Origin of the sequence: Undibacterium sp. RuRC25W (assembly GCF_049339825.1) — a bacterium.
Classification (GTDB): Bacteria; Pseudomonadota; Gammaproteobacteria; order Burkholderiales; family Burkholderiaceae_D; genus Undibacterium.
This window is the reverse complement of record NZ_JBMPPD010000016.1, coordinates 68,322-85,932: the sequence shown is the minus strand read 5'-3', so window position 1 is coordinate 85,932 and position 17,611 is coordinate 68,322. Positions and strand designations below refer to the sequence as shown.

Annotated in this window: 13 protein-coding genes; 10 read left to right on the top strand and 3 right to left on the bottom strand. The window is 46.1% G+C overall.

The window, feature by feature from the left end:
• Positions 1 to 254 precede the first annotated feature (254 nt).
• From ACO0KV_RS09470 to ACO0KV_RS09460, 3 genes are all read left to right on the top strand, one after another.
• Positions 255 to 1,643, top strand: a complete 1,389-nt coding sequence (locus ACO0KV_RS09470; RefSeq protein ID WP_423042161.1) for a replicative DNA helicase — start codon at positions 255 to 257, stop codon at positions 1,641 to 1,643.
• A 118-nt stretch (positions 1,644 to 1,761) separates the two neighbouring features.
• Entirely contained in the window at positions 1,762 to 2,388 is a 627-nt protein-coding gene (locus tag ACO0KV_RS09465; RefSeq protein ID WP_423017557.1) for a DUF47 domain-containing protein, read from the top strand.
• Between the two features lie 110 nt (positions 2,389 to 2,498).
• Complete coding sequence (locus ACO0KV_RS09460; protein ID WP_423042157.1) at positions 2,499 to 3,506, top strand: inorganic phosphate transporter; 1,008 nt, start codon at positions 2,499 to 2,501, stop codon at positions 3,504 to 3,506.
• 112 nt (positions 3,507 to 3,618) lie between these two features.
• Here ACO0KV_RS09460 and ACO0KV_RS09455 read toward each other — a convergent pair whose 3' ends face one another.
• The 3 genes from ACO0KV_RS09455 to ACO0KV_RS09445 form a co-directional block, all read right to left on the bottom strand.
• Positions 3,619 to 4,377: a LytR/AlgR family response regulator transcription factor gene (locus ACO0KV_RS09455; protein WP_423042155.1), complete on the bottom strand. Its 759-nt coding sequence runs from the start codon at positions 4,375 to 4,377 to the stop codon at positions 3,619 to 3,621.
• 8 nt (positions 4,378 to 4,385) lie between these two features.
• The gene (locus ACO0KV_RS09450; protein WP_423042153.1) at positions 4,386 to 5,678 is read right to left on the bottom strand and encodes a sensor histidine kinase; all 1,293 of its coding nucleotides are present in this window, start codon (positions 5,676 to 5,678) and stop codon (positions 4,386 to 4,388) included.
• A 242-nt stretch (positions 5,679 to 5,920) separates the two neighbouring features.
• A complete protein-coding gene (locus ACO0KV_RS09445) occupies positions 5,921 to 8,170 on the bottom strand; it encodes a bifunctional diguanylate cyclase/phosphodiesterase (RefSeq protein WP_423042151.1) in 2,250 nt (749 codons plus the stop codon).
• Positions 8,171 to 8,452: 282 nt separating this feature from the next.
• Here ACO0KV_RS09445 and aroC point away from each other — a divergent pair, with 282 nt between their 5' ends.
• The 7 genes from aroC (at position 8,453) to ACO0KV_RS09410 (ending at position 17,595) form a co-directional block, all read left to right on the top strand.
• Entirely contained in the window at positions 8,453 to 9,550 is a 1,098-nt protein-coding gene (gene aroC / locus ACO0KV_RS09440) for a chorismate synthase (RefSeq protein ID WP_423042149.1), read from the top strand.
• A gap of 424 nt (positions 9,551 to 9,974) precedes the next feature.
• Positions 9,975 to 11,378, top strand: coding sequence for a 3-isopropylmalate dehydratase large subunit (gene leuC, locus ACO0KV_RS09435; RefSeq protein ID WP_423042147.1), 1,404 nt, complete (start codon positions 9,975 to 9,977; stop codon positions 11,376 to 11,378).
• A gap of 21 nt (positions 11,379 to 11,399) precedes the next feature.
• Positions 11,400 to 11,531 (top strand): entericidin A/B family lipoprotein, encoded by a 132-nt coding sequence (locus ACO0KV_RS09430; RefSeq protein ID WP_423042145.1) that lies wholly within the window; start codon positions 11,400 to 11,402, stop codon positions 11,529 to 11,531.
• 7 nt (positions 11,532 to 11,538) lie between these two features.
• Positions 11,539 to 12,183, top strand: coding sequence for a 3-isopropylmalate dehydratase small subunit (gene leuD / locus ACO0KV_RS09425; RefSeq protein WP_423042143.1), 645 nt, complete (start codon positions 11,539 to 11,541; stop codon positions 12,181 to 12,183).
• Positions 12,184 to 12,205: 22 nt separating this feature from the next.
• Positions 12,206 to 13,279 carry a 3-isopropylmalate dehydrogenase gene (leuB, locus tag ACO0KV_RS09420; RefSeq protein ID WP_423042141.1) on the top strand — a complete coding sequence of 358 codons (1,074 nt, stop codon included), beginning with the start codon at positions 12,206 to 12,208 and terminating at the stop codon, positions 13,277 to 13,279.
• 57 nt (positions 13,280 to 13,336) lie between these two features.
• Entirely contained in the window at positions 13,337 to 14,464 is a 1,128-nt protein-coding gene (gene asd / locus ACO0KV_RS09415) for an aspartate-semialdehyde dehydrogenase (RefSeq protein ID WP_423042139.1), read from the top strand.
• Between the two features lie 374 nt (positions 14,465 to 14,838).
• Entirely contained in the window at positions 14,839 to 17,595 is a 2,757-nt protein-coding gene (locus ACO0KV_RS09410; protein WP_423042137.1) for a FimV/HubP family polar landmark protein, read from the top strand.
• Positions 17,596 to 17,611: the final 16 nt, after the last annotated feature.

Sequence of the window (17,611 nt, the reverse complement as noted above, 5' to 3'; positions counted from 1 at the left end):
TTGATAACCCGCTGAACCTTCTTGATACCGTTTAACAACGGCCAGTTTGAATTGCTTTGTGTATTTACTCATGAAAACACCCCAAAAGTTAGGACGGGTGTCCAACTTTTGGGGTGCAGTTCATTCGCCCGGCTTTTTTTATGTGGAGGCAAAGTGATTTATACTATTAGTATTGTGTTGTGCGGAATAAACATCACTTCATCTCCTTTATTTGTGTCCTATAGTAACTCAATTTAGCAGGTATAATGCGCGCCATGAAAGCCGCTTCTGATCCCCAACTTGACGCTATTCGCGTTCCTCCTCATTCCATTGAAGCAGAGCAATCTGTCTTGGGTGGTTTACTGCTAGATAATGCCGCTTGGGATAGAATTGCCGACTTCATTGGTGAGGATGACTTCTATCGTTACGACCATCGCATTATTTTTCAGTGCATGGTGAGGCTGATCAATAGCTCAAAACCAGCTGACGTTATTACTGTCTATGAAGCGCTCAGCAGCGCAGGTAAGGCAGATGATGTTGGTGGACTTAGCTATCTCAATGCGCTTGCACAAAATACGCCTTCAGCTGCAAACATACGCCGCTATGCGGAAATTGTTCGTGATCGTGGCGTCTTGCGTAAATTAATTACCGTTTCCGATGAAATCGCTGGCAATGCTTTCAATCCCCAAGGGAAAGAAGTGAAGCAAATGTTGGATGAAGCGGAATCTAAAATTTTTGCAATTGCTGAGGAAGGTTCTCGCGGAGCGCAAGGTTTCCAAGCAATTCAGCCGTTATTGACTCAGGTGGTGGAGCGTATCGACGAGTTGTATAACCGTGACAATCAAAATGATATAACGGGTGTTCCAACTGGTTTCGTTGATCTTGATAAAATGACTTCTGGCTTGCAGCCGGGCGACTTAATTATTGTCGCTGGTCGCCCGTCGATGGGTAAAACTGCGTTTTCATTAAATATTGGTGAAAACGTTGCAATTGACAGTGGTTTGCCAGTGGCTGTTTTCTCGATGGAGATGGGAGGTGCGCAGTTAGCTATGCGTATGCTCGGTTCAGTTGGACGTCTTGATCAAAGCCGATTGCGGGTTGGTAAGCTGAGCGATGAGGATTGGCCTCGTTTGACTCATGCTATTCAAAAAATGAATGAAGCACAATTGTACATTGACGAGACGCCGGCATTAAGCTCGATTGAACTTCGTGCGCGCTCACGTCGACTTGCGCGTCAGTGCGGCAAGCTAGGACTGATCATTGTCGATTACTTGCAGTTGATGTCGGCGAACGTGTCAGGTGAGAATCGTGCGACAGAGATTTCGGAGATCTCCCGAAACTTAAAAGGTCTGGCAAAGGAGTTGAATTGCCCAGTAATTGCTTTGTCACAGCTTAACCGTTCATTGGAGCAGCGACCGAATAAACGTCCGGTTATGTCGGATTTGCGTGAATCGGGTGCGATTGAGCAGGATGCTGACGTGATCATGTTTATTTATCGTGATCAGGTCTATAACCCAGATTCGCCGGATAAAGGAACTGCTGAAATTATTATTGGTAAGCAGCGTAATGGCCCGATTGGCAGTGTTCGCCTGACTTTCCTTGGTGAATATACGAAGTTTGATAATTATGTTGGTTCCTTGTCTGTATTTGGTGACAACGAGTAATCCTCTTAATTGAGTGTTTGTTGATGGATGATTTCCATCGTGATTTTTGCGCACATGATTGTTAGTGTGGTGTGTGCTGGTAATAACCCGATTAGTTTTTATTTTCAGTGAGAAAAAAATGTTTGGACGCTTGATGCCTACCGAAGGCAAATTTTTTGAACTTTTTAACCAACATGCGGAATTGTGCGTTAAAGGTTCAAAAGAAATGCTTGCTTTAATGACGAATTTTGATGATCTTGAGATTCGCGTACATGCTATCGAAACGATCGAAAAGCAGGCTGATACAGTGACGTACAACACAATAGAGTTGTTGCACAAAACCTTCATTACTCCGCTTGATCGTGATGACATTCATCAGCTCATTACGCGTATGGATGATATTTTGGATTTGCTCGAAGACGCAGCGCAGACGATTTCTCTCTACGATATCCGTGAGATTACGCCAGAGGCAAAGCGTCTGGCAGAGTTATGCCTTGCATGTTCTGAAAAAGTGAAGGCGGCAGTTGCTTTGTTGCATAACATGAGCAATTCTCGCGAAATTTTAACGATTTGCGAAGAAATTGATCGTTTGGAGTCTGATGCGGATCACGTGATGCGTGCTGCAATGTCTAAATTGTTCCGTGATGAACCGGATGTACGTAATCTGATCAAATTGAAAGCGATTTACGAAATATTAGAAACAGTCACTGATCGCTGCGAGGATGTCGCCAATATTATCGAAGGCATTATTGTTGAGAACGCCTGATAGTAGTGTCGATGCGCTGACATTATTGTAATACGTTATCGTTGGCGTTGCATTATCGTAAAAAATTTACCCTCTACGGAGGGTAATTAAAAGAGAAGTGATTTCCCCCTATGCATACCTTCCAGATTAGCATATACGTACTTGGTTTTTTGATTGCTCTGGCAATCTTGTTTGACTTCATGAATGGCTTTCATGATGCAGCAAATGCAATCGCAACGGTTGTTTCCACTGGCGTACTCAAGCCACAAACTGCAGTTGCGATGGCGTCAGTTTTTAATATTATTGCAGTGTTATTTTTCCCACTAACTGTCGCTGCGACTGTTGGTAAGGGTACTATCGACCCAGCGATTGTCGATCAATATGTGATTTTCGGTGCCTTAATGGGCGCAGTGTTCTGGAATCTCGTGACGTGGTACTTTGGTATTCCCTCATCGTCCTCCCACGCGCTGATTGGTGGCCTAGTAGGTGCCGCAGTTGCTAAATCCGGTACAGGTAGTTTGGTCGCTTCAGGGCTGGTAAAAACGATTGTATTTATTGTCGTCTCTCCTCTATTGGGGTTTGTTCTGGGCTCAATCATGATGTTGATTGTGTCGTGGTTATTTGTCCGTTCCACACCAAGTAAGGTAGATCGTTGGTTCCGTCGTTTGCAGTTGTTGTCTGCTTCGATGTATAGCCTCGGTCATGGTGGTAATGATGCGCAAAAGACGATTGGTATTATCTGGATGTTGTTGATTGCCAGTGGCCACTTGGCGCCTAACGAAGGTATTCCTACTTGGGTGATTGCCCTTTGTTATACCGCAATTGGGTTGGGTACCTTGTTTGGTGGTTGGCGGATCGTGAAGACAATGGGTCAGAAAATTACAAAACTCAAGCCAGTTGGTGGGTTTTGTGCTGAGACTGGTGGTGCTATTACGTTGTTTATCGCCACAGCGATGGGTATTCCTGTGTCAACGACGCATACGATTACTGGTGCGATTGTTGGTGTTGGATCTGCTCAGAAGATGTCAGCGGTGCGTTGGGGTGTTGCCGGTAATATCGTGTGGGCTTGGATTTTAACGATTCCTGCATCCGCATTTGTAGCAGCAATTGCTTGGTGGCTTGGTCACCACATCCTGTAGGTTTTTTAATTAAAGCTGCAAATCCGTTGAAAAAAACCGCATAAGACGTTGAGTCTGTGCGGTTTTTTATCGTCAGAGGTGGACTAGAAGAAAAATTTGATATTTGCTTAAACTACATCTGTTTAAAGAGATGAACAAAGCTTCTTGATACTTCAAGTTTTTCATTGAGTCCTTTTACCTGAACCAAATGTCGGCCTCGCAAGTCACGTACAACGCCAGAAATCGCTTTGGCATTGACGAGCGTTGAACGATGAATTTGCCAGAATAGAGCAGGGTCAAGCTCCTCAGATAAGTCTCTTACGGGTTTTCGTATTAATGCTTCATAGGTCGCGGTTTGGACTCGTGTATATTTTTCATCTGACTGAAAAAAAAGAATTTCTTCGACGGGAATCATTCTCAATTCCTGCCCAATGGAAGCTTGAATCCATTGGAGGTAACTGGGTTTGTTCACGATGCCCATTTGTTTTGCTAATTGATTCAAGAGCAAACTCATATCATTTGGTTGAGTTTGGTTATTTAGTCGTGATTTTAGGCGCTCGACAGTCTTGGTTAGTCGTTCAACATCAGCCGGTTTAAGGACATAGTCCACTGCTCCATGATCAAAAGCCTCAATGGCATATTGATCATAAGCAGTAATAAAGATGATGTGGGCCTTGTTGCCAATTTCCTTCGCTGCTTCAAGGCCAGTTTTAACGGGCATCCTGATATCCAGAAAGACGAAATCGGGATGATGTTTTTCTACTAGCTGGATAGCCTCGTCACCATTTTTGGCCTCATCGAGAATAGTCAGTTCCGGCCAAACTTGTTCAAGGCGTGATCTGAGTTGATCGCGCATAAGTCTCTCATCGTCAGCAAGGATTGCGGTTGGCATAGTCGTATTTAATTGGCTAATTCGTAAGGGATTTCAATGGTAACGCAAACACCGCTGGGTTGATTAGGTGTGATAATCATTTGACCTTTTTCTTTGTAAATAAGCTTTAATCTTTCACGAATATTTTGCAAACCTAAACCAGTGCCATTGCTTGGCATTGCACCAAAACCCAGGCCATTGTCGCTGACCGATACGCGCAGCTTGTTGTGGGCCACTTCAGCGCGGAAGCGAATGGTGCCGCCATCCTCTTTGCATTCCAGCCCATGTTTGATTGCGTTTTCAACTAAAGACTGTAACATCATGGGCGGAAATGAAGCACTCCGCAGGCCCTCAGGCATGACAAAGTCGACATTCAACCGTTCCTCCATGCGCATCTTTAGTAAATCAAGATAGGCATTGATCATATCTGCCTCGCGGCCAAGATTGGTCGTTGTCGCGTTATCACGCATTTGCGGCAATACAGCGCGCAGATAGCTAATCAGACTGCGTTGCATTTCAGCAGCCCTTGGAGGATTGGTTTCGATCAGGTATTCGACGGAAGCGAGGGTGTTAAACAGAAAATGTGGCTCCACTTGAGCTTGCATCATTTGCATTTGCGCCTCACTTACCTGACGTAGTAGTGACTCTCGCTCTGCGGCCAAACCTGCCGTCCTCGCCTTTTCTTCTGCTCTGAATTTGCCTCCCATTAGCATCTTCATACCGAAGAGACCAAAGACCGCTAGCAATACAAAGTTCATAAACCACTTGGATGAGGTTTTTTTGTAGCTACGTACTTCTTCATCCGCTGCATCGGCCACGGCGTTATTAATGTCGTCGCCGATTTCTTTGGCGACATCTGGTGGCAACGCGATATGAATATCTTTTTCGGATGCGCCAACATTGATTGTTGCTTCGTTATTAGAGTCAGCGGGTGTTGGTGGGGTAGGTGTATCGTTTGGATTCGTTTGACCTTGGTTGTTGTTTCCTTCAATTTCAATCTGTCGGGTTTTACCATTTGCAGTTGTTTTTTTGATATGGATGCCAGTATTATCGATTTCGATATTGGTATCTCCATCGAGCGCTTGGGTATTGATTTTCGATTTGGGGTTGTGCTTGCTCTTCGTTACAACGACGTTTTCTTCAGTTGGAAAAAGAGTATCCTGGACGATAGCACCGCCAGTCAGCGTAATTAAAGTAAAAACAAAAAATTTCCACCATGAGAGCTTGCTGACCCATGCTGCCGTATGGTCAAAACTTCGACTAAGCCACAGACGAAAATCGAAGAGTACATCTTTGAGTGTCTGGATGATGCTCGGATTCATTAATTAGCCTCTGTTATTTGATGATCTATAGCCTGAGTGTTTTACTGATGTTTTATTAAAGTCATCCAGTAAATTTACGCTCGGTATTGGTACTTTAAGTAATTTTCATTTGAAATTCCACACCGATGCGATAGACGGCAAAATCTGCGGCATAGAATGAAAAATAGGCGACGCGGTATTAGCGCGGCGCCTATCTGTAAGCTCTACTCAATCGGATGTGAACTTAAATGATTAAAGCAAGATCATTGGTTGTCTTTTTGCTTTAGCCAAACGTGCAGATCATCTCGTGTCAGTGGTTTTGCATAAAAATACCCTTGTGCGAGATGGCATCCGAAGCTCACTAAGGTGTCGGCTTGCATTTTGTTTTCGACACCTTCGGCAATAATGGCAAGCCCCAGATTTTGTCCGAGTTGCACGATCATTTTTGCGATGCTGCCTTCGTTGGCGTCGAGTCGAATATCATTAACAAAGGCTCTATCTATTTTTAATTTGTCGACATCCAATTTTTGTAAATGACTCAGGGAGGAGAACCCAGTACCAAAATCATCAATAGAAATGCTAACGCCAAGTTGTTTGATCTGATGCAGTGTCTTGATCAGCAGATCTGGATCCTTCATTGCCATTGATTCGGTAATTTCTAATTCGACAAATTGTGGCGGGACCTTAGTTTCTTCCAGCGCTTTATGCAGCGTCTCCATAAATAATGGATGCGAGAATTGTGCCTGGGAGACGTTGATTGCCATTTGAAAGTCCGTATACCCCAAGCGACGTAAATGGACTAATTCATGGCAAGCACTCCGTAAAACCCATTCGCCAATATCAACGATTAATCCGGAGTACTCTGCAATCGGGATGAATTGATCGGGAGGAATGAATTTCCCTTCGTCCGTTTTCCAGCGCAGTAGTGCTTCTGCGCCCAGTACCTTGCCGCTTACCATATCAATCTGGGGTTGATAGACTAAAAATAGGCGCTCATGTTCAAAGGCAGCACGTAAGGCATGCATGAGTAGCACCCGTTCACGTATTTCAACGCCCATATTGCGGGTGAAATATTCGTAACCGCCTCGCTGATGAGTTTTTGCGCGTTTTAGTGCAATATTTGTATCTTTAAGTGCCTCAGATCCATCACCATCGCATTCGTCTAGTTTGATCAGTCCAATTGTTGCGGTCAGCTGCACTTCTTGGCGATCGACATCAAAAGGGGTGTTGAACAGGGCTAAGATTCTATCGGGGCAGACGAGGTTCTGATCTCCTAAGAGTGCGAAGGTGTCGCTACCAACCCGTGCAAGATGACAATGTTGGCCAAACGTCTCCATTAATCGCTGAGCGACAGATGACAGCAACAGGTCTCCAAACTGGTGGCCAAGCGCATCGTTGGTCTCTGCAAAATGGTCGATGTCGATCAGTGAGAGTGCGCTTTTTGTTTTTAAATGGGACTCAAGCGTTTCATTGAGTGTTTGCAGCAATTTCAGTCGGTTTGATAAGCCAGTCAGCAAATCATAAAACGCATAATTGTGCAGTCTTGAATTTAAGACTATGTTATCTAGCCCTACAGAGACATTGCCCGAGAATACATCGAGTAGACGCTTATCCATCTCGTTAAGGTGTAACCCCGTGTCGAGATAGAGTGTAAATTCTTTTTTTGCAACATTATTGAAATAAATTGCAGTTGCCGTTGGATCAAAGATGCTTTTGCGCTCAGACAGAGATCTGCCGATTACGCTAAGCATTGCTGGATTATTGGCAGTAGGGAGGCTCTGATTTAGTAAGGCTGAAAATTGCGGAGTTGTCGCAATAATGTGCAGCTCTTCTGTATCGGTGTCTTTGCCAAGCGGCGTCTGTCTGGCACAAATAAAGCCCTCGGTTGTGAGTGCTAGAAGTGCTGTAATTTGTGATAGTACGCCAGATGCAAAATTATTTAGACCATGCGTGGCCATTAGCTCTGTGCTTGCATTGATGATCGTCTCAAGCCCACGACGACTGGCACTGATTGAGCAGATTTGCTCATAAGAGCGTATCGCTGAGGTGACTGCAGTATAAAGTTTGGTTCTTGTTAATTCGGACTTGGTTTTGTAGTCGTTGATATCGTAATCGCGAATCGCGTCAATTTCAGGGGCGTATCCTGGCTGCCCAGTCCGTAAGATGATCCTGACATCGGCCAGTTTTAATGTTTTGCGGATGTAATTTACAAGCTGAAGGCCGGCATCTTCTTGCTCCATGACGACATCAAGCAGGATAATCGCGATGTCTGTCTCAGATTTTAGGATGTTCCGCGCCTCTTCTGCGGAATAGGCGTGCAAAAAGCTCAGAGGCCTATGCTGAATTTCGAGGCTGCCGAGAGCGAACGTCGTTGCCGAGTGGACATCTGGATCATCATCGATGATCATGACGCGCCAGCTTGAATGAGACTTAGACGCTCCCGAAAACTCGTCATGTTCTGGCTCATCAAGAAAAACCAGATCGTCTTCGGAAGAGTGCATCGTTGGATTCATCTGAATTACGGCTCCATACTTGGCATATATTTTGTGCAAGACCTACGTTAATTTATGTCTTTCGGAACTATGACACTAAAAGTGATAGTAGCCAAGCGCCGTTTGTTCTTCTTTGGCAAGAATAAAACAATATTCGGAAATAAGAATGGTAAGTATGTTATCCATCGTAGACCATATTACAAGGTGATTCTCTGTGTCGTTTATCTCGGAATACATAGAGTATCAGTCGTAACGCTGTTAAAATGATTTAAATTTCGTTTTTAATCTTTATCGCAAAATATTATGTCAGGCAATACTTTTGGTACGCTCTTTACTGTCACAACATTTGGAGAATCGCATGGTCCGGCCATTGGATGTGTGATTGATGGCTGCCCTCCCGGGTTGGAATTGTCTGAGCTCGACATTCAACCAGAACTCGATCGGCGCCGTCCAGGCACTTCACGCCATGTAACCCAACGTCAGGAGCCTGATACGGTTGAAATTCTCTCTGGCGTTTACCAAGGGAAAACAACGGGCACACCTATTGCCTTACTGATCCGCAATCAGGATCAGCGCAGTAAAGACTACGGCAATATTACGGAAACCTTCCGTCCTGGTCACGCCGATTTTACCTACTGGAATAAATACGGAATCCGTGATCCACGTGGTGGAGGGCGTTCATCTGCACGTTTGACTGCGCCAGTTGTCGGTGCGGCTGCCATTGCAAAAAAATGGCTGAAAGAGAAATTTGGTACAGAATTCAAGGGAGGGATGACGCAGTTAGGTAATATTGTTATACCCGTTGAAGACTGGCAATTTGCTGCTGGCAATCCATTTTTCGCGCCGACCTCAGATGCCGGATTGATCGCTAAGCTGGAAGATTACATGGACGCCCTAAGAAAGGATGGGGATTCCATTGGTGCCCGGATAGATGTGGTGGCAACGAATGTCCCCGTCGGTCTGGGTGAGCCGATTTACGATAAATTGGATGCCGAAATTGCCTACGCAATGATGGGGATTAACGCGGTTAAGGGCGTCGAGATTGGCGCGGGGTTTTCTAGCGTAGCTCAACGCGGTTCGGAGCATGGTGATGAACTGACGCCCGCCGGTTTTGTTGGAAATAACGCTGGGGGTATTTTGGGGGGGATTTCAACGGGACAGGACATTACGGTGTCAATGGCAATTAAGCCGACTTCGTCCATTCGCACTCCTCGTAATTCCATCGATAAAGATGGTAATCCAGTTATCGTTGAGACGTTTGGTCGTCACGACCCATGCGTTGGTATTCGTGCGACACCGATTGCTGAAGCGATGCTGGCACTAGTTCTGATGGACCATGCTTTGCGGCACCGCGCACAATGTGGTGACGTGCAGCAAAATTCCTCGGGATTTTCGAATTAATACTGGATTGATGCTCTCGTGACAAAAGTAGGTGGCACTCTTCAAAGGAGAGGATGTTATTTTGATCGTCAATATTAAATTGATCATTTATAAGATAACGATCTCTTCGGTGTCATCGGTAACTCATGGCAGATGTCGTTAATTGATCTCGTTTTCACGATCCAAAATTACTCAAAATTATTGTCGGTAAAATCAGTTTCTTCGATTTAAAAGTGGTGGTAAATTTGGTTTAAAAGATAAAAGCTAACTTTTATATTGATGTGCTCATCTGGTTTTTGGTCGAGTTGCTGGTTTTGCGTCGCACAATTGTGGCATAATCAAATGCAAAATTTTTCTTAGAACCGACTTGCTCGACGATCTGGCATACTTTTCATTACATTGACACGTAGTATATTTATTACGATCTTTTTTCAGGCTTTAGATTATGCTTAAAACGCTTTACGATAAATTGTGGGAATCTCATGTAGTTCACTCGGAAGATGATGGTACGGCAATCTTGTACATTGACCGCCATCTACTACACGAAGTCACTAGTCCGCAAGCGTTTGAGGGATTGAAGATATCCGGTCGTCGTCCATGGCGAGATTCGGCTAATCTGATGGTTGCTGATCATAATGTGCCAACAACTAATCGTGCTAACGGTATTGATGATGCAACTTCCCGTTTACAGGTCGAAACGTTGGACGGTAATGCAAAAGAATACAAGCTGACTTACTTTGGTATGAATGATAAACGTCAGGGTATTGTTCATGTGATTGGGCCTGAGCAAGGTGCCACACTGCCGGGTATGACCGTCGTATGCGGTGACTCACATACGTCTACACACGGTGCTTTCGGTTGTCTAGCCCACGGTATCGGAACGTCCGAGGTGGAGCATGTGTTGGCCACCCAAACACTGATTGCAAAAAAATCAAAATCTATGCTGGTCCAGGTTGACGGTGTCTTACCAGCAGGTGTAACTGCGAAAGACGTGGTCTTGGCTGTGATCGGTAAAATCGGTACCGCTGGTGGTACGGGCTATGCAATAGAGTTTGCCGGTTCAACAATCCGCAGTTTGTCGATGGAAGGCCGGATGACGGTCTGTAACATGGCGATCGAGGCAGGTGCCCGCGCAGGCATGGTAGCTGTTGATCAGACGACGATCGATTATGTTAAAGGTCGTCCATTTTCTCCTGTGGGTCCACATTGGGATCGTGCAGTTGAGTACTGGAGAACGCTGCATTCTGACGCTGGTGCGAAGTTCGATATGGTTGTCACGCTGAATGCCGCTGAAATCAAGCCGCAAGTCACCTGGGGAACATCGCCAGAGATGGTCGTTGCCGTGGATGGTCGGGTTCCTGATCCAGATCTTGAAAAAGACGCAGTCAAGCGCGATGCGATTGAAAAAGCATTGGTCTACATGGAATTGAAGCCAAATACTGCGATTTCTGACATTCGTATCGATAAAGTATTTATCGGCTCTTGCACCAATTCTCGCATTGAAGATTTGCGTGCAGCTGCTGCTGTCGTGCGTGGCAAGTTTCGCGCGTCAAACGTCAGATTGGCGTTGGTAGTGCCAGGATCTGGCCTTGTGAAAGAACAGGCTGAGCGTGAAGGTCTTGATCGAATTTTCCGCGATGCCGGATTTGAATGGCGTGAGCCTGGTTGTTCGATGTGTCTGGCAATGAATGCTGATCGTCTGGAGCCTGGTGAGCGCTGCGCGTCCACTTCTAACCGTAATTTTGAAGGTCGGCAAGGTCAGGGTGGTCGCACCCATCTTGTTTCTCCTGCGATGGCTGCGGCAGCTGGGATTGCTGGTCATTTCGTTGATGTGCGAGCACTCGCATAATTTTTGCAAAAGGAAAATGTAATGAAAAAAATCTTCGCAATCATGTCTTGTGTTGCTTGTGTCACCATTCTGAGTGCTTGCAATACCGTTCAAGGTATTGGTAAAGACGTTCAAAAAGCGGGTGAAGCTGTTGAGAGTGTCGGTAGAAAATAATCAAGTCATGGAAAAATTTAATTTACACAATGGCTTGGTTGCCCCGATGGATAGAGCAAACGTTGATACGGATGCCATCATTCCTAAGCAATTCCTGAAATCGATTCAACGCACTGGTTTTGGTCCGAATCTGTTCGACGAGTGGCGTTATCTGGATCATGGCGAGCCTGGTATTGACAACAGCAAGCGTCCACTGAACCCAGACTTTGTTCTTAATCAGCCGCGCTATCAAGGCGCGTCTATTTTGTTGACGCGTAAAAACTTTGGTTGCGGCTCTTCGCGTGAACATGCACCGTGGGCATTGGATCAGTATGGTTTCAGGGCGGTGATTGCACCAAGTTTTGCTGATATTTTCTTTAATAATTGCTACAAAAATGGATTGCTGCCGATTGTTTTGACTGAAGCGCAGGTCGAGCGTATTTTTAATGAAGTTAAGGCATTTCCTGGATATCGCCTGACGATTGACCTAGAAAATCAGATCGTGGTGACGAATGGCGGAGAGAGCTATCCGTTTGAGATAGACGCGTTCCGTAAATACTGTTTGATCAATGGTTTTGATGATATCGGTCTGACGTTGCGTCAGTCCGATAAGATTCGCGCTTTTGAAGAGCGCCATCTGTCTGCTCAGCCTTGGCTGTCAAACACAATTTAATCCAGCGTTAGGATAGAGATAAATGAAAATAGCAATTTTGCCAGGTGATGGCATTGGTCCCGAGATCGTCGAACAAGCAGTAAATGTCCTCAATGCGCTCGGTGAATCATTTGAAATGGAATCGGCGCCAGTTGGTGGTGCAGGCTATGAGGCATCAGGTCATCCATTACCTGAAGCGACTTTAAAGCTTGCAAAAGACGCAGATGCCATTTTGTTTGGTTCTGTCGGTGATTGGAAATACGATAGCTTGGAGCGCGCACTGCGTCCAGAACAAGCAATTTTGGGCCTGCGTAAGAGTCTGAGCCTGTTTGCTAATCTGCGCCCAGCAATTTTGTATCCAGAGCTAGCAGAAGCATCGACGCTCAAAGCGGAAGTTGTCTCCGGTCTCGATTTGCTGATCATCCGCGAACTGACGGGTGACGTGTACTTTGGCCAGCCACGTGGTGTACGTGAATGCCCGGACGGTCCATTCAAAGGTCAGCGTGAGGGTTTTGATACGATGCGTTACGCTGAAGGAGAAGTGCGCCGTATTGCGCACGTTGCATTTCAAGCGGCACAAAAACGTGACAAGCGTTTAACCAGCGTCGACAAGGCAAACGTATTAGAAACGTCGCAGTTCTGGAAAGACGTCATGATTGACGTAAGTAAAGAGTATCCGGATGTCGCACTGGATCATATGTATATCGATAACGCAGCGATGCAACTGGTTCGCGCGCCGAAGAAATTTGACGTCGTGGTTACAGGCAACTTGTTTGGTGATATTTTATCGGATGCCGCTGCAAGCTTAACGGGTTCAATCGGTATGCTCCCATCCGCTTCGTTAGACGCAAATAATAAAGGTCTTTACGAGCCTTCACACGGCTCAGCACCTGATATCGCTGGTAAAGGCATCGCCAATCCGCTGGCGACGATTTTGTCTGCAGCAATGATGTTGCGCTTCTCGCTAAATAAAGCAGAGCAGGCAGCTCGCGTTGAAAATGCAGTGAAGAAAGTATTAACGCAGGGCCTCCGCACGCCGGATATCTATGTTGCCGGTACAACGAAAGTAGGAACGGCGGAGATGGGTGCGGCAGTCGTGCGTGCGTTGGCAAGTTAAGTTGTCGTAGTAGGGCGGGGACGTCCCGCATAGTAAGAGGGAAAATAAAAGGGAAATATGATGAAGCTGGTAGGTTTGGTAGGTTGGCGTGGAATGGTTGGATCGGTTCTGATGCAGCGTATGCAGGAAGAAAACGATTTTGCTCATATTGAACCAGTATTCTTTTCAACGTCGAATACGGGCGGTGCCGCGCCTGCGATGGCAAAAAATGAAAAGACGCTGAAAGACGCGAATGATATTGGCGAACTGAAGAAGTGCGACATTATTATTACCTGCCAGGGTGGTGACTATACCAATGCTGTATTTCCTCAATTACGCGCTGCTGGCTGGAACGGTCACTGGATTGATGCGGCGTCTAGTTTGCGGATGAATGATGATGCCGTCATCGTTCTGGATCCTGTCAATTTGCCTGTGATTAAAGACGCACTCGTCAAGGGCCAGAAAAATTGGGTTGGCGGCAATTGCACAGTGAGCTGCATGTTGATGGGTGTCGGTGCATTGTATAAAGCTGGTCTCGTTGAATGGATGAGTACCCAGACGTATCAGGCTGCTTCTGGCGGTGGCGCGCAACATATGCGCGAGTTACTGACTCAATATGGTACTTTAAACGCCGAAGTCAAAGATTTGCTCGACGATCCTAAGAGTGCGATTCTTGAAATTGATCGTAAAGTGATCGCGAAGCAACGTTTATTGACCGACATCGAAACAGCAAATTTTGGTGTTCCTCTTGGCGGTTCCCTGATTCCATGGATTGATAAAGATCTGGGCGATGGTATGTCTAAAGAAGAATGGAAGGGCATGGCAGAAACTAATAAGATTCTTGGCCAGGGCGCTGCTTATGGCACCACTGCTGTCCCAGTTGATGGATTTTGCATTCGTATCGGTGCGATGCGTTGCCATAGCCAGGCATTGACATTCAAGCTGAAAAAAGATGTACCAGTCGCTGACATCGAGGCGATGATTGCTGCCGATAACGAGTGGGTCAAGGTTGTACCGAATACGCGGGAGGCGAGTATTCGAGATCTGACTCCAGTTTCAGTAACGGGTACAATGACCATTCCTGTTGGGCGGATTCGTAAACTTGCAATGGGCCCCGAGTATGTTGGCGCGTTCACTGTCGGTGATCAATTATTGTGGGGTGCTGCTGAGCCTCTGCGCCGTATGTTGCGTATATTAATTGATTAAATTAATGTTTAATTAATAATTCGTGGTGAGAATGGGAGGCTGATGCCTCCTATTTTTTTGTAAAAGTTTTTTTATTATGTAAAAGTGAGTTAAGTTGTTAAATGGTAACAACGTTTATATAAGATTGAGTGCTTGGAGTTGTCTGAATGTATTTACCATGGTGGCAAATAGCGTTAAGCTTGCAGCGCCTAGTTTGTAATGCTATCGTGAAATAATATGGCGCTTAGTGCGGCGATGCGACTAGCCTATCCCAGCGGACTTAGTTCGCAAAAATTCCCAATATGTCTGACAAAATGCATAAACAAAAAAGAACATCTGTGATTTCTCTGGGACATAAAGTCTTGAGCGTTGCTGTCACTTCAGCTTTGCTTTTCATGTCAAATGCCAACGCCACTGGTATGGGGCGATTAACGGTACTTTCTTCGCTTGGGCAGCCTCTCAAGGCGGAGATTGAACTTACCTCTCCAAATAGAGAAGAAATCGACACTTTGATGCCTAAGTTGGCGTCGGTAGAGGCCTTTCGCCAAGCTAATATTGAATTTAATTCGGCATTGTCAGCGTTACGCTTTGCAATCGAGCCCAAGGGGGCGGGTTACGTTATCAAGGTGTCTTCTTCGCAGGCAATGAATGAGCCTTTCGTTGATATGTTATTGGAGATTTCTTCTTCTAACGGTAAATTGTTGCGTGAATATACGTTCCTGCTGGATCCTGCTGAACTCAGAAATAGTCAGTCCCCACAAGTAGCGAGTCCAAATGCTGTTGTAAATAAGGCACAGTCTGCGCCTAATAATCCAGTGTCTAATAGTCAAGCATCTAATCAACCAGCTAGTAGACCTGCATCTTCCATGCCAATTGCCGTAACAGCAAATCAAAGCGCTGAAAAAAAAGAAACACCTCGTCTTCGTAAAACTGCGGATGAGGTTGCCGTTAAGTCTGGTGACACACTGGGGAAAATTGCTGCGGCCTATCAGCAGGAAGGTGTTTCCCTTGATCAAATGCTGGTCGGTTTGTATCGTGCAAACCCACAAGCTTTTATTGGTAAAAACATGAATCGTCTGAAGGCAGGGCAGATTCTGAATGTGCCTGATGCTGCCACGGTTAAGGAAAGTGCCGGAGGTGCTGTTGGGGCGCATTCCGTAGTTCTTGCTCATGCCGCGGACTTTAATGCTTATCGCAATCATTTGGCTGACTATGTCGATCGTTCTCAGCCCTCAAAAACGATGGCCAGTAAGCAGAGTGCTGGCGGTTCTATTGTTACCAATGTTAAAGAAGTGCCGACCGCGACAACCGAGTCGCTCGATAAGTTGAAGTTGTCGAAGGCGGCGCCGACGTCAAATGATAAGGCAGGCAGTGCTAAGGGCGGTATTGAAGAGGATAAGCTGGCGAAGAAGAAAGCGGTTGACGAAGCCGCTGGTCGCTTGAAAGAATTGGAGAAAAATGTTGGTGATTTGCAGCGTTTGCTTGACGTAAAAAATAAAGATCTGGCGGCAAAAGAATCAGAATTGTCAGATAAAAACAAAGCAAAAGTAGATGCTAAATCGGTAGCGGGGGGCGCTGCGAGCGTGGCTGCAGAAGCGGCTGCTAAGGGTGTTGCTGTTGTTGCAGCATCGCTGCCTGCGAGCACGGTTGTTGCTACAAATGCGGCAGCAAGTGCTCCTGTGGCAGCGCCAGCTTCGTCGCCAGCTGTTGTGTCATCTGTTGGTGAGAGTGTTGCAAGTAATGCTGCTTCTGCATCCGCTAAACCGATTGCCAAACGTCGCACTGTAGCGCCGCCTCCGCCAGAGCCAAGCTTCTTTGATGATATGTCTGACTTCTTGTTGCCGGGTGGCGGTGTTGTTCTTGCTCTGTTGGCAGGGGCTGGCGTCTTAGTTAATCGTCGTAAAAAGAAACTACAGCAATTTGAAGACAGTATTTTGACTGGCTCGAGTATGAAAGCCAATTCCATGTTTGGCTCCACTGGAGGGCAGAGTGTTGATACCAATAACAGTGTCTTCAATTCTAACTTTGCACCATCAGCAAGTCAGTTGGATGCAAACGAAGTTGATCCAGTTGCTGAGGCGGACGTCTACATCGCTTATGGCCGTGATTCCCAAGCTGAGGAGATTCTCAAAGAAGCATTGAGGACGCAGCCGGATCGTCACGCGGTGCGAGTTAAGTTGCTTGAAATTTATTTCGCTCGTAAAGATGCAAAGTTGTTTGAGCGTCTGGCTAGTGAATTATATGGCATGACTGGTGGTCAGGGGGATGAGTGGGCGCAGGTTGCCTCGATGGGCATTGTGTTGGAGCCCGGCAACCCACTCTATGCTGGTGGTAAGGCGAAGACTGATACTTTTTATGGCGCGAGTCTTGGCTCTCCTACCCAGCCGCTGGAAGATCTTGATCCGGATGCATTGCTAGGTAATTCGCTCTCAAAAGATATGCTGGAGGCAATTAGTATCATTGATATTAATTCGCACGATGAAGTTGAAGGGACTGGTGTTGAGACGCCGATAGCGCAACAAGCTGAACCTGTCGCTGATACTGGTTTGGATTTTGATCTTGGTATGGATGATCATATTGCGCCGCAAATCCCGCAGTCGCCCGTCAATGCCCCATTGCCTGAAGCAGAGGTTTCAGAGCTTGATTTTGGTTCGATTGACTTTGACTTTGGTGATGGGAAGTTGGATGCAGAATCATCAAATTCTGTTGATCTGGTGCCTGAGCAGCATGAGCCTCACGCTGACCAGTTGCAATCGATGGACTTTGATGTGCCGAACGCAGAATTTGGTGATTTTGATCTTGATTTGGCTGCAAAGATGCCTGTTGCTTCTGACGAGATTTCCCTGCCTGACGGTGAGATGGATCCTGAGTCACAGCGGCTGCTGCCAGAAGCCGCCTCAGCATTTGAGTTTGATCTTTCTGGTATTAGTTTGGATCTCCCTTCTGATGCACCATCCGTCGCGCCTGTTGCCGAGGCTCTGGAGCCTGTTGTTGAGGTTAATGCGGAAATGGCAACCAAACTGGATCTCGCAGTTGCATACCATGAAATCGGCGACAAGGAAGGTGCGCGTGAGCTATTGGATGAGGTACTTAAAGGTGGTACCGCTGATCAAAAAGAACGGGCCGGTAACATGTTGACGCAGATGGCTTGAATCTAATGTGTTAGAT